This is a genomic window from Robertkochia solimangrovi, from assembly GCF_007279655.1.
GTDB classification, from domain to species: domain Bacteria; phylum Bacteroidota; class Bacteroidia; order Flavobacteriales; family Flavobacteriaceae; genus Robertkochia; species Robertkochia solimangrovi.
In genome coordinates, this window is sequence record NZ_QKWN01000013.1 from 84,118 (window position 1) to 98,615 (window position 14,498).

Annotated in this window: 12 protein-coding genes; 10 read left to right on the forward strand and 2 right to left on the reverse strand. The window is 38.8% G+C overall.

Features of this window, described 5'->3' with window-relative positions:
• Positions 1-155 precede the first annotated feature (155 nt).
• The 5 genes from DMZ48_RS16485 to DMZ48_RS16505 all read left to right on the forward strand — a co-directional run bounded on the left by DMZ48_RS16485 (position 156) and on the right by DMZ48_RS16505 (position 6,836).
• Positions 156-749 carry a dihydrofolate reductase family protein gene (locus tag DMZ48_RS16485; protein WP_143956275.1) on the forward strand — a complete coding sequence of 198 codons (594 nt, stop codon included), beginning with the start codon at positions 156-158 and terminating at the stop codon, positions 747-749.
• 210 nt (positions 750-959) lie between these two features.
• Positions 960-2,402, forward strand: coding sequence for an amidohydrolase family protein (locus DMZ48_RS16490; RefSeq protein ID WP_143956276.1), 1,443 nt, complete (start codon positions 960-962; stop codon positions 2,400-2,402).
• A 175-nt stretch (positions 2,403-2,577) separates the two neighbouring features.
• Entirely contained in the window at positions 2,578-3,588 is a 1,011-nt protein-coding gene (locus DMZ48_RS16495; protein ID WP_143956277.1) for a tetratricopeptide repeat protein, read from the forward strand.
• A 115-nt stretch (positions 3,589-3,703) separates the two neighbouring features.
• Positions 3,704-4,483, forward strand: coding sequence for a metallophosphoesterase family protein (locus tag DMZ48_RS16500; protein ID WP_143956278.1), 780 nt, complete (start codon positions 3,704-3,706; stop codon positions 4,481-4,483).
• A 106-nt stretch (positions 4,484-4,589) separates the two neighbouring features.
• Complete coding sequence (locus tag DMZ48_RS16505) at positions 4,590-6,836, forward strand: alpha-L-fucosidase (protein ID WP_242009240.1); 2,247 nt, start codon at positions 4,590-4,592, stop codon at positions 6,834-6,836.
• 57 nt (positions 6,837-6,893) lie between these two features.
• On the opposite strand, the gene DMZ48_RS16510 is transcribed toward DMZ48_RS16505, so the two are convergent.
• Positions 6,894-8,048, reverse strand: a complete 1,155-nt coding sequence (locus tag DMZ48_RS16510; RefSeq protein ID WP_143956279.1) for a TlpA family protein disulfide reductase — start codon at positions 8,046-8,048, stop codon at positions 6,894-6,896.
• A 213-nt stretch (positions 8,049-8,261) separates the two neighbouring features.
• On the opposite strand from DMZ48_RS16510, the gene DMZ48_RS16515 reads away from it, so the two are divergent.
• From DMZ48_RS16515 to DMZ48_RS16535, 5 genes are all read left to right on the forward strand, one after another.
• Positions 8,262-8,639, forward strand: a complete 378-nt coding sequence (locus tag DMZ48_RS16515; RefSeq protein ID WP_143956280.1) for a BlaI/MecI/CopY family transcriptional regulator — start codon at positions 8,262-8,264, stop codon at positions 8,637-8,639.
• Positions 8,632-10,068 carry an N-acetylmuramoyl-L-alanine amidase gene (locus tag DMZ48_RS16520; protein ID WP_143956281.1) on the forward strand — a complete coding sequence of 479 codons (1,437 nt, stop codon included), beginning with the start codon at positions 8,632-8,634 and terminating at the stop codon, positions 10,066-10,068. Before DMZ48_RS16515 ends, DMZ48_RS16520 begins: the two co-directional genes overlap by 8 nt.
• A 26-nt stretch (positions 10,069-10,094) precedes the next feature.
• On the forward strand, positions 10,095-10,418 hold the full coding sequence (locus tag DMZ48_RS16525; protein WP_143956282.1) for a hypothetical protein: 324 nt from the start codon (positions 10,095-10,097) through the stop codon (positions 10,416-10,418).
• Positions 10,419-10,489: 71 nt separating this feature from the next.
• Entirely contained in the window at positions 10,490-11,929 is a 1,440-nt protein-coding gene (locus DMZ48_RS16530) for a S41 family peptidase (RefSeq protein WP_143956283.1), read from the forward strand.
• Positions 11,930-12,184: 255 nt separating this feature from the next.
• On the forward strand, positions 12,185-12,676 hold the full coding sequence (locus DMZ48_RS16535; protein ID WP_143956284.1) for a hypothetical protein: 492 nt from the start codon (positions 12,185-12,187) through the stop codon (positions 12,674-12,676).
• 245 nt (positions 12,677-12,921) lie between these two features.
• On the opposite strand, the gene DMZ48_RS16540 is transcribed toward DMZ48_RS16535, so the two are convergent.
• Positions 12,922-13,983: a metallophosphoesterase family protein gene (locus DMZ48_RS16540; RefSeq protein ID WP_143956285.1), complete on the reverse strand. Its 1,062-nt coding sequence runs from the start codon at positions 13,981-13,983 to the stop codon at positions 12,922-12,924.
• Positions 13,984-14,498: the final 515 nt, after the last annotated feature.

Here is a 14,498-nt window from a genome sequence, read left to right on the forward strand (position 1 = left end):
GAACCATAAATATTTAGATTGTAAAAAAACAGATTCATGTGTTTTTGAACTCCATATAAATTATAACCCATTCAATTCGATAATTCCGTAAATTACGGAATACGTTGCCTGTACATTATTTTTCGTAGTCCAGATAAAAACAGAAATATTTCAAAATGAGAAAATTGATTTTAGGAATGTCCGTATCGGCTGATGGCTATGCCTGCGGACCCAATTATGAAGTGAATTGGTTGATGCGCACACGGGATGATTCTGTAAAAGAATGGATCGAAAGTTCATTATGGGAAGCGGGCGTTCATATCATGGGACGCAAGACCTTTGCAGTGATGGCACCGTACTGGCGGACTTCCTCCGATCAACTGGCAGCACCTATGAACAAGATCCCTAAAGTAGTTTTTTCCCGGGGCGGATTTAAAAATGATTCCGGATATGAGGAAACGCCAGACACACTTGTCCCCTTTGCTGAATCCTGGGAAAATGCGAAAGTAGCCACTGATCTGGTTTCCGATATCAGCAAGCTGAAAGACCAGGAAGGCAAGCCCATAGTGGCCCATGGTGGTGTAGGCTTTGCCCAGGAACTGGTAAAACACGGACTCGTGGATGAGTTCCGGTTTGCGATACACCCTGTTGTGATCGGGAAAGGGATCTCCATCTTCCAGACAGCACCCGACCTGATTGACCTCGAACTAATTTCTTCCAAAGCTTATCCTTCCGGAGCCATGGTAAATATTTATGGGGTTAGGAAATGATGATGAATTGAGAATTGAGAATTGAGAATTGAGGATTGAGGATTGAGGATTGAGGATTGAGGATTGAGGATTGAGGATTGAGGATTGATTAAAATCTAATATTTACAATTTATCACTCCCAATGTGGTTCCCCCATTTTACCTATCTTTAAAACACGCCCCATTCAATATTCCTGACCTGCCCTGCTATGCGATCCTAAATTAATATTTCATGAAAAAAAAATATTTGAAACTGCTCCCTTTCCTTGTATCCCTCATCTTTCTGTATGCCTGTAAACAACCTGTTTTAAAAGGTGATCTCATCATTACCCATGTCAATGTAGTTTCTATCCAAGACGGCGAGATCATCCCGAATCAAAATATCGTGATCACCGGAGACAAAATCTCACAGATCAGTTCCAGTGATAATTTTCATTTAGAGGCTGATTCCGTAACCGATGGTAGCGGACTCTATATCATTCCCGGATTATGGGATATGCATGTACATGTGCGCCAATATGAGAACTCCTTCTTTCCACGCTTCATAGCTTATGGGGTTACTGGTATTCGTGATATGTTCAATCCCGTTATCGATAGTATAGGAAAATGGAAAGATAGTGTGAACCAGGCCAATGGACTCGCTCCAAGAATCGGACTTGTTGCGGGACGAGTGGTTGACGGCCCTCAGGAAAGGAACTGGCCGGGTTCCATAGTGATTCAGGAAGGCGACGACATTCGGGAAAAGGTGATCGAGGTTGCAAATAATAAGGGGTATGATTTCATAAAGGTCTATAGTGGCTTATCCGAACAACAATTGGAAGAAATCGCTGCTGAGGCTAAAAAGGCAGGAATACCTATTGCAGGCCATCTCCCCCCTCCGGTCCCTATTGAAAAAGCAATAGCACTCGGGCAGCAAAGTATTGAACATCTGGAAGGATTCAATATATCCATGACCCCGGATACCGATGAGCTCTATGCCGATATCCATCACATTCGGGATAGTCTTGGAGTAAGAGCCTCGTTTAATACATTCTGGGACATGGATGCAGCGGCGATCGATAATCGTGATCCCGCTAAGGTCAAAATCCTCATGAATTTGCTCAAGGAAAAAAAAGTGTTCCCATGTACCGCCAGTTTTGTAATGTCTGATCAGCAACTGAATAGTCCATACAACAAAGTTGATCTGGGCGAACTTGGACTACAACACTATCCGGATTCACTGATCAATCTTTACACTGCCAGACTTCAGCGAACTTATCCTGAAGAACTGATGGAAAGCTTCAAAAAAGCGAATCGTGGAAGACAACAGTTGATATTGGATTTTGAAAAATACGAGGTCCCGTTTCTGGCCGGAACCGACGCTTCTCCCACAAGGCCCGTTGTACCGGGTCTGAGCCTGCATAAAGAACTGCAACTGATGCAAGCGGGCGGAGCCAAACCGATCACCATTCTGAGATCTGCTACATGGTATCCGGCTCTGTTCATGAATGCCATCGATACATATGGTAGTGTAGAAGAAGGTAAGATGGCGGATCTGCTGTTGTTAAACGGGAATCCTTTGGAAGACATCCATAATGCTGAAAATATCCACACCGTAATCCTTAAAGGCAAAGGATATCCTAAAAAGGAGCTGACACGTTTCGCAGCTACTAATATGGGTTCTGAACCGGAATAATTTGATTTTATTCGATCTCCATGAAATCAGTCTCTTTAAAGGACCAATCATCAAGATCAAATCATCTCAATTTGTAGGAAATTTATCGAATATTCAACTATTTCAGGTGTCACTAAAATAATGTTTCATAGTTTAGTTAAAAGCATTCACAACCTAACTAACCATACGAAAACCTATGAAAAATTTATTTTTATCGACCGCATTTGTCCTGTTTTCTATTTCCGGATTTTGTCAGGAATTAACTCTTGATGAGATTATTGATAAAGGAATTGCCCTACATGATGAAGGTGATTATGAAAGCGCTATCCAAATGTATGAAAAGGCTTTGGAGATCGACTCAACATCCAGTCTTGCCCATTATGAGATGGCTTTCTCCTACTTCAACACTAAGAACTACGTCAAGGCAGAAGAACATTGCAGAAAATCTATGGCACTGGATGATAAAAATATGATGGTAAGTTATATTATATTGGGGAATTCTTTGGACATGCAAGGTAAACCCGAAGAAGCCATTGAAATCTTTAAAGAAGGAATAGAGCAATTCGATCATTATTTGTTGAACTATAATTATGCGATCACTTGCTTTAATACCGGGGATCTTGATGCCGCATACGATGCTATAACAGCAGGAATCCAAATGTATGATGCCCATGCAGGAAGTCACCTCATCCTCAGTCAGATTATGGAAAAAAAAGGTGATCGAATAAAATCTATGTTACCTATCTACTATTTTCTGCTTCTCGAGCCAAATACAGAAAGGTCTGAAACCGCCTATAGCCGATTGTTAGGGTTTTTGGATCAAGGTGTTGAGAAATCCTCTGAAAAGAACATAAACATATCTGTTCCGATGAATGGAGATAATGATTTTAGCGCTGCCGAAATGATGATCAGTATGAGCAGGGCTACGAATACCTTAACGGAAAATAAAGATAAATCAGCCCTCGAACATTTTGCAGATAACAATCAGTCAATCTTTACCATTCTCGGTGAATTAAAAAAAGACAAAGAAGGATTCTGGTGGGAAGTATATGTTCCCTTCTTTTATGATTTAACAAAGTCTGATATTGTGGAACCGTTCAGTTATTATATCTCCTTTACCCAGGGAGAAGAGGTTATCGACTGGTTTGATGCGAATGAGGAAAAGCTTGAAAAATTCAATCAATTTTTTAATGAGGAAGAAAATTGATCCCTCTTCGATTGGTCTTTGTCAGATTTAACTGCTATTTTTAAGAACAGAATGCGTCGGTCGTTTAAACTGTAATCTTACCGCATCCTCATGTCTCTCTTAAAAAAATAGATCGATGAAGATTGCTGCCCTTTATGATATTCATGGAAATCCATTTGCTTTAAACGCAGTTCTTAAAGAAGTTGAGAAAATTGAAGTAAACCAAATCATCATCGGTGGAGATGTGATTGCGGGTCCAATGCCCAATGAAACCTTACGTCTACTGGAGGAGACCTCTACCCCCATGCAATTTCTTTGTGGAAATGCAGAATCAGAAGTCATAAGGCATCTTGACGGGAAAGAGATAAACGGACTATCAGAAAGAGCGGATCAAGAAGCTATATGGGTCTCAGAACAATTATCAGAAGATCACAAAGCGTGGATTCGGGAATGGAAAAGTACCATTTGTCTTGAAACCGACACCTTAGGTGAAATCCTGTTTTGCCATGCCACTCCACAAAGCGATGTGGAAGTCTTTACAAAAATGACCCGAAAGGATAAAATAGCCACTATTTTTGAAGATGTTAGCATTCCCACAGTGATTTGCGGGCACACACATATGCAATTCGAAATACAAACAGGACAAACCCGAATTCTAAATGCCGGAAGTGTGGGAATGCCCTTTGGTAGTCCGGGAGCTGCGTGGTTGCTTCTAACTGAGACTACCGATTTCCAAAATACTGCATATGATCTGGATGCTGCTGCAACACGGGTCAGGGATTCAGACTATCCTCATGCAGAAGGGTTTGCTACAAACAATATTCTCAACCCTCCAACAGAACAAATTGCGCTAAAAATGCTTTCCAACCTGGAAATAGAACAAGAAAGATCAACTTTTAACAAGCGGTATAATTAAAAAAAGGAATCTGCATTTATTTTTTGTAATTCTGTGAACAAAGCAACTCAAATTAAATTCAATTCAGGATCTTAGTGACCGTCTGAAATCTTAGCTGCGACATAACATGAAGTATATCTCAAATTCTATAAATCTCATCTGTATCTGTTTACTCCTGATGACCTCCTGTGAACAACCCAAGGAAGGATTGCTAATGCCTACCGTAAACACCTATGAGGTCCTGGATACCGATACCCACGAAACTATTATCGCTAAGGCAGCTCACGTAGTACCTACCGAAAATCAATACGCTGCGATTCAGAATGAGTTTATCGCATTTGTTCATTTTGGTCCGAATACCTTTACCCGCATGGAATGGGGAAACGGAATGGAAGACCCCGCAATATTTGACCTGCAGGATTTAGATACCGATCAGTGGTGTATGGCGATGAAGGAAGCCGGTATGAAAATGGTGATCTTAACCGCAAAACATCATGATGGATTCGTACTCTGGCAAAGCCGCTATACAAAACATGGCATCATGTCTTCCCCCTATAAAGAAGGTAAAGGTGATATCCTGAAAGAATTATCTGCCTCCTGCCAAAAGTACGGTTTGAAACTAGGCATCTATCTGTCACCTGCAGATCTCTATCAGATCGAAGCTCCTGACGGACTTTATGGTAATTTAAGTGAATATACACCGCGTGTTATACCTAGACCGGTAGCGGATCGGCCATTCGCAAATAAATCCACCTTTACATTTAAGGTAGATGATTACAATGAATATTTCCTGAATCAATTATTTGAATTACTTACGGAATATGGCCCCATACACGAAGTCTGGTTTGACGGGGCGCATCCGAAGCAAAAGGGCGGACAAAAATACAATTATCTGGCTTGGAAAGAACTGATCTCCACCCTGGCCCCGGAGGCGGTGGTCTTCGGGAAACAGGATGTTCGCTGGTGTGGAAATGAATCGGGAAGAACCCGGGACACAGAATGGAACATCGTTCCCTACGCAACCGACCCCGATCAGATGAACAGTTTCCCGGATATCACCGCCGAGGATGTAGGAAGTGAAGAAAAACTCTACAAGGCCAAATACCTGCATTTTCAGCAGGCAGAAACCAATACTTCCATACGCGAAGGTTGGTTCTACCGGGATGAAGACAAACAGAAAGTGAGGACCGCTGATGATGTGTTCGATATATATGAACGTTCCGTGGGCGGAAATTCTACATTCCTATTGAATATTCCCCCTAACCGGGATGGTAAATTTTCTGCGGAGGATGTCGGCGTATTAAAGGAAGTAGGTGAGCGGATTAAGACCACCTATTATGAAAATTTGTTTTCAGGTGCTGATGGCCCGAAAGCTGTACTGGATAACGATCCGGAATCCTTTAAGCTACTGAACAAGGATGATAATGCTATAGAAATAACCACTGAAAATCCAATCACCATAAACCGGTTTGTGATACAGGAAGCCATCAGAACCCATGGAGAGCGTGTTTCGCAACATCGTTTGGAGGCCTGGATCCATGAAGAATGGCAAGTTCTTACAGAAGCCACTAACATCGGGTACAAGCGTATCCTGCGTTTCCCTGAAGTAACTTCAAATAAATTCAGATTTACCGTGTTAGCATCGCGCTTCCATCCGGCGATCTCCCATATCGCAGCCCATTATTATAAAACGCGTCCGCCGCAATTAAGTATTACGAGGGATCTGACAGGAATGGTTACCATTCAGCCGGAACCCGATGATTTTGGATGGAAGCCACATGGCGAAAACAGTAGTGCGAATATCAATTCCGGAATCGTGATCCATTATACGACCGATGGTAGTGATCCTACCGCTGATTCACCGGTTTTCAATACCCCATTTTTCATGGAATCGGGCCAAGTGAAAGCAGTGGCCAAGACCCGTGAACAAACGGGAGAGATAACAGATGAATCGATCGGAATCTTAAAATCGAAATGGAAAGTTACCGCAGAAGGACCTAAGAATGCTGAACATTCAGGAGTTAATGCCATCGATGCAGATCCGAACACCTACTGGTTACCTGACGAGACGGGAAGTTCGCAATTTTTAGAGATCGATCTGGGAGAAGAAAAGGGTATTACAGCATTTACCTACACCCCTCCTACCGGCTTTTCGGAAGGCATGATAGAAGAAGGTATTTTGAAAATAAGTCATGATGGTAAAACCTGGAAGACCTTTGAATCCTTTAAATTTGGAAACCTCATCAATGACCCGACCCCCAGAACGCATTATTTCAAAGTTCAAATGACGACACGCTTTATCCGGATTGAATCCACAAAAATTGCCGGTACAGGCAAGCTGGCAGCGATCGCTGAAGTGGATTTTTTGGAGTGAGGGTTTGGAATTTAGATAGAAATTGAACTCTAGATTGCAATCAAAGAATAGTGATATTTAGATTTTACCCGCTACAAGATTTTCCAAATCTTTATAAAAACGATCATTCCTTGCGGCTTTATAAATACCTCTAATCATTCCGTTTTGGTCGATGATTATTTTTGTTGGATATCCTTCTACCGCAAATTTCTTAGATAGATCATCAGCCTCCTTGTCATTTAAAATGTGTGTCCAGTCAAGATCAAGTGATTCAATTGTCTTTGACCAGGTATCATAATTATCATGGCAAGCAATGCCTACAATCTCTACTGTATCTTTATATTTTAGATATACCTCTTTTAAATTATCCATTTCACCCATACAAGGGGCACACCATGTTCCCCAAAAATCCAAAACGATTATTCTTTCGGTATTTTGATTAAGGTCAAAAGTTGTACCTGATAACGTTTTATACGAAATATCAGGTGCTTTACTCCCCACAGTAACCGATCGCCAGGTATTTAATTTTTCCTCGATCACTATTCCATAGGCAGTTCGTCTTCCTTGCTCATTCAAAGTATTAAAATACTTCGATATTGAATCATTACCTCGGATATTATAAGTAAGATAGGCAGCAAATTTCGACCCAGGATTTTGAAGTATGTAATCCTTTTCACTCTCTAAAATACGTTTGGCAGCAAGGTCATAGTCTTCGTAATGTTTGTCGATAAGCGAGTCACTTCCATTTTTTGAAAACAGATCCTCTATATAAAACATTGCCATACTCGTCTTCACATAATCCTCCAGGATTTGTTTACGAAATGCTGACATTTCTCTGTTTATCTCATTTCCGAACACGGTATAATCAACCATATCTTCATTCAGGGTAGCCTTCACCTGAATACGATCATTCGGGAAGAGAAAAAATTTCACTTGCTTGGAGCGAATCATAAAGTCTGTTCCATCCGACAACTTAAAATTTATCGTCTTAGGTAAGAGTATTACTTCTTTAGGTTCATTCAGAACCGTATCTACCATAAATATTCCATCTGTAATACTGCAATATTTAAAATCAATCCTCCCTTTGTCATCTAACGAACTAAGGCCATATTGTATAGAATCATATGGATAATTTTCGAATTCAATTTTAAATCTAGTGGATTGGTGATTCTCCTCACAAGAAAATAACAATGTAAGAATTAAACAATTCAAAAGTAAAGTCAATCTTTTCATACTATGATTTTACGTAACAATAGATTAGAGAGATAAGACACTCTGTTTAAAAATAAAGTTTTATAATAAATTTGGCAACAGAATCCATCTAATTCCTACAAACCTGCCGATTTATTCTTAGATATTTCAGACTTAAAATATAAATTCTATAGAAAATAGTTGTTACTTCATTTTTATTACTACATTTGTAGTTGCACAACTACATTTGTAAAAATGAAACAGCTAAACAGAACTGAACTGGAAATAATGAAATATCTATGGAAGCTGGACAAATGTTATCTGAAGGATATCGTTGAAGAGTTTCCTGAACCCAAACCGGCTTACACCACTATTTCCACACTCATCAATAGAATGGTAAAAAAGGGATACATCGGATTTGAAAAAAAAGGTCGTGATAAAGAATATTTTCCCGTTTTAAAGAGAAACGACTATTTCAAAAATCATTTTAAAGACATTGTTTCTAATTTCTTCAATGATTCCAGTTCGCAATTCGCTTCCTTTTTTACCAGGAACACTGACATGACTTTGGAAGAACTTGAAGAGCTTGAATCAATTCTCAAGGAAAAAATATCAAGAAAGAAAAATGACTGAGTTTCTTATCTATAATTGTATTACGCTGGGCATGTTTTTGGTAATCTACCGAAAACTACTGAGACGTGATAAGAACTTAAAATTTAATCGGTACTATTTACTGGGAACACTGATTATTTGCGTTGTAGCTCCTTTGATGGAAATTGATTACGGACTTAAATTTCCAGCAACAGAACTAATGAATGATTCCTCCGGAATTGTAGAGACTCACACTCAAATTTCTCCTTTCAATGTTCAGGAATCTGTCATAACTGATAGTCATCGATCTGAAATAATAGAAAATAAAGACTCATTTCTATCAATAGTACCAATCATTTATCTTTCTGTATCCATATTACTACTCCTCAGATTCTTCTATAATCTTTTTAAGATTGTACTTCAAGTCATAAGCAGTCGAAAAGTCCGATACGAATCATGGAAGCTTTACCTCGTAAATAACGAATCAGGCCCTTTCAGTTTTTTCCGTATGATTTTCCTTGGTGCTGAGGATATGAAAAGTAATGACCGTTTAAGCTCAATTCTATTACATGAAAGTGCACATGCCATTCAACTCCATTCCATCGACATCATTTTAATCGAACTACTCAAATGCCTCTTATGGATTAATCCATTTTTATGGATCTACAAACGTGAAATTACGGCAGTACACGAATACTTAGCAGACGATTATGTTCTTCAGCAAGGGGTGGATATGGAAAGCTACATGATGCAACTGATAAGAGAATCGAAACTCAGAGTATCCGGAATGTATAGCGGCTTTAACTTTATTAACACCAAAAAACGTTTAGATATGTTACACCAAAGTAAACCAACAACCAGCATTTTTTTAGCAAAAACCGGTCTGGCTTTCCTGTTATGCTTCGCAATCTTTGTATTTAGTTCTTCTGCCAATCCGGAAGATACCAGCTCTTTCCTGATCGTAATTGATCCTGGACATGGGGGCAAAGACCATGGAAATTTACAAGAGAAGAATATAAATTTCGAAATTGCACAGGAGCTGTTAAGTCTCACCAAAAATCAGCCTATAAAGATCGTTTTGACAAGAGATTTTGACAGGTTTCTTTCGTTGAACGACCGGGTTGATATGGCAAACAAGCTAAAGCCGGATTTGTTTTTAAGCCTGCACTGTAATGCTTCTGATGACCCCAATAAAAAAGGCTTAGAGATCTACTATTCAGAAAAGAATACTTCATCCGAGAAATCCAAAAGTTATGCGAAAAGCCTTCTAAAAAGCTATGATAAATCCGAATTAAAGTCAGCTGAGTTTATTGTTCTCAAGAATTCAGAAGCTCCTGCAATTCTGGTAGAACTGGGATTTTTAACTAATGAAGATGATTACAGTAGGTTAAGCAATAAGGATTCCCAGCGAGAGATCGCTAAAAAACTTTATCAAAGCCTGGAAATAATTCGTAATTCAGATAAAAACTAAATCATGATTTTACTTACTTCTGTAAAATGAACTATAAAACCAATTATTCTTACTCCATCATTTCAATAGCAGCCAGTGGCGCCAGCATACTAATGATTTTAAAAATAAACGTTGAGATTGCTCAGCGATATATGTTGTCTGACGGGAAAACTCAAGCATTATTCGGCCTCATCGAATTGTCTGAATTCATTGGTAAATATTACTTTTTAGGCTTAAGTATTTTAGCATTGATATTAGCCATTATCGGTTTCAGGAGAAAGGAAGGCAAATGTATCAATGGTTTTGCACTTGTGGCAGGAATTGTATCCATCATATTAGTTTTTTCCAGAATTTGGACCTTTATGGTTTGATATTGTATTTATCATAACCCTCACATTATGTAACAATTACCAAAAGAACCTATCTTTATAAGAAAGGTCACATGAAATTCCAAAGCGGATTAATCATCGTACTTTCAATTATCGTTAGCTCCTGCCAGGATAGGGCCAAGAATGGGGTTCCTGACGTGAACGGAGTCTGGGAGTCTGTGGGTTCCGGATGGATCTTACAAATCAAAGATAGTACGAACTACTCATTTTACGATATCACTTCCATTTCCTGCCTACCCTCCCACTCCGGAAGATTTGAAGAGATCAGCGAATCATTAACACTTCTGAACGATACACTTTCCCTGCAAAAAGGAGTGATCACGTACAAATTCGTCACACGCTCCAAGATGCCGGAACTGTGTCAGAATCTCCCTGATGACGCATTGCGCAATGACCCGGTCTACAACTTTGAAGTCTTCTCAGAAACCGTGAAAGAACACTATGCCTTCTTTAAAAAGAACCACCTCGACTGGAACACGGTTTATGCTAAACAGAGAGAGAAAATAACAGCCCACACTACACCAATTGAACTCTATGGGGTTATTGAGGAAACGCTGGAAATTCTGAAAGACAATCATGCCTTTCTTGAGGCGGATGAGGCGCTGGATGAAATGATGGCGAATCTACCAGCCGTTGAGGAGGAAACCATAGGGAACGTAACCTTACCGGAATATGGAGATTTTGTGGTGGCAGATCTGGTGACCGAGCATCATTTACTGGAAGAAATGACTCAAGATTCCTGGTTGATCCGCTGGGGAAAGCTAACCGATCAACTCGGTTATATTCAAGTGAAGGCGATGTGGTTGTATGCTGATCTGAATGTACCAAAAGCACTGGTCGATACACTCGGTTTTGTAGATGCCTATATAGAAACCTTCTACCAACTCTATGAGGGAAATTATATCGATAAAGAAGTCTTAGGTGTTCGGAAAATAATGGACCATGTAATGAATGACCTTTCCGGAATGGAAGCGATGATCATCGATCTCAGATTTAACGGAGGAGGTCAGGATGCCGTGAGTTTTGAGATCCTTAGTCGTTTCATCCCGTATGATAAATTTCAGGTAGCCACCCAAAAACTTCGGACCGGAGATTCATATTCGTCCGTATTACCCCTGTACATCGAGGGTTCAAAAAATGCCTATACCAAACCGACCTACCTTTTGACATCACAGCAAACCGGTAGTGCCGCCGAAGCATTCGCCATCGCTACCTTGTCATTGAAACCCATACAAAGAATTGGTGCACCCACCTCAGGTGCCATGTCAACGGCACTGGAAAAAACCTTACCTAATGGTTGGGCTTTTGCTATATCCAATGAGGTCTATATGGACAATAACGGCATCAATTATGAGAATGCCGGTATCCCGGTGGATTACTCATTAAATTACCCAAAAGACCGGCAGGAATTCTTCAGAAGTGTGGTAAATGATCTGGAAGGGGATAAAGAAAGTATCCTGCATGCTATAATAGAACTGAGGTCAAAGGAATAGAACTACGTACATAGAGTAATAACTTTTCACAGGAACACCCCTGATTTTATCTATTTTTTACATCTTGTAAAAAAGAAGCTCGTTTCTATCCGCATTTATTACAAATAATAACCGTTTACGGCTAACTCCCAATTCGGATAAAAACAGCTTTTGAAGATCTCCCCTAAAACCAACCAAACACAACATTAATCAGTACTCATAAGAGGAAGTATTAGTTTTTTTAATCGTTTCAATTTGTGCAATAACTCCGTAATCATGAATATAACTAAGTATACTATGAAGTTCGCTCTTTTTGTATTTCTACAATTAATTTTAAGTTGCAGTGCTGATAACGAACAGGAAAATTTTGTTGTGAATACGATGGTGGAATTTAAACTCTCAGATGATCAGGGCAATGATCTTCTCAACCCGAAAAATCCAAATGCTTATGAAGAATCACAAATTCGGTTATTCTATTCATCAAACGATGCTTTGGTTGAAGTATATGATCCACTCATGGATCATCCTCGAAATTTTCTGATCTACCCCCATGAAAATGAATACCGAATCAGAATCTTCCTTAACAATGACAGTAATGAGGAAAGACCTGTTACGGTTATACAATGGTCTGCCACAAATCAGGACGTTCTAAAGGCCGAAATTAGACGAACTTCAAACGCTGAACTGATTCAAACGATCTGGCTGAATGAAACTTTAATCTGGGATACTTCCCATCATACAGAACCCTATTTTGAGTTGGTGAAGTAGCGCCTATAATCAAAAGTACTGAGGTCTTGTTCAACATGTTTGCGGCAACATTTTAAATCCAGAATTAGTTTTAACTATCCGAAAATAGGCTGTTTAGTACTCAACGTAGTGGACTCAATTGTTGTATTCATTTTAATGGAAATCGCCGAACCATTTATCAGTAGAACCAAATCTAATTTAAATTCAACGAATCCAGTCTGTTTATCAGGAGAAGTTAAGTTAACAATTATAAAAAGAATGTTCAATTATTGCTTTCTGTCATAGGCACCAAATAATTCCGGATCTAGTCCTTTGCGGTCAAACAGGCCTTTTAAGGCAATGTTTCCGATTTGTGGTCCTTCATCGGTCATTGTTACCCACATGATATGATCTACATTTCCTGGTCCTTCATGATGAAATGAAGCTCCGGTTGGCCCCATTGTAATATATTCTTTACCGTTTATTTTATCATAGTCATAATAGTGTAAATGCCCCCCAAACATGGTAAAATTTCTATTGCCCAACATTTTTTCAATAGACTTAAAACTATCTGATGGATTTTCCCAGCAGGGTTCATGCATGAATAAAAATGTCCAGCGGACCTCCTGATTGTTTAAAAGTGTTTTCTCGACCCATCTCAACTGTTTTTCAGGAAAACTAACAGGTTTTCCTAAGGCTGCTATAACCGCTTCATCTGTCATAAATTCTTCCAACATTTTACTGGCTTGCGTTGGGTCTTCAACCTGGAGTTTGTTGTATAGTTCAATTTTCTCCTTCATATTAGCAGGAGGTTGTGGTCTTGTACTATCCTCAGTATTAAGCACCATGAACAAAACATCATCGTATATAAAATAATAATAATCGGCGCCATATCTTTCCAACCATACTTCTTTTGTAACAGGTATTCCAACATCATGATTTCCTATGGTCCTAAAGAAGGGCATTTGTAGCTTTCCAATGATACTATCAGCTTCGTCCCACATAGCATTTATTTCCGTTCTATCATCAGAGTAACCTTCAATTAGATCCCCGACATTGATAACAAATTCTGGTTGCAGTAGATTAATCTGATCCATTGCCAATGAAAAAGTACCAAGTGCATTGGCTCCTCCGGTCCTGTCACCTATGATCACAAATTGAAAATTATCCGACTTGTTCTTAAAATTATCTGAGGACCATGGCTTTTGATTTGGAAATTTTGCTTCATCAAAGGCAAATGTGGAAAAACTTGAAATCTCTTGGGTAGGTTTTGAAGTTTCGCAACTAAAAATGATAGTTATTACAGTAATTATCAGTATACTTCTAATTACTAGTCTTGCAGCTTTCATAATTAAAAATATTAATATTATAATGACAAAATATACTAGTAAATTTAAAACATATTTCGCTTTTTTTCACTATAAAAACCTATATATATCACCCTTAAAAACAAATATAAACCTCTAATAAAGAGTTGTTTAAATAGTTTTTAACCAATGTAAACAGAAGGTCCTCTAACGCGGTAAATGCTGCTCATGAAAAGTCAGATATTACGTAAGAATCAATTTTTTTCTGTACTCCAAATCCAGCTATGAGTTATACGATGTATGAGCTATTCTAATTTAAGGTCATTAAACCATTCATATTCCTGAAATTTTCAGCCTTGATTTATTATATTTTTCTTTTAACTAGAAGAATATTTCCAACCTTTATCATTACATGTTTAAGTACATACTTTTAAATGCTCTCATCAATGTGATTCAGTATGTATAATGGTCTTTTTCGTCTAGATTAAAAAAATTAAATAAGCCCTTAAGCGATAGGTTTCATGAAATATTGGAAAACAATATTGTAAGTTCTAGCA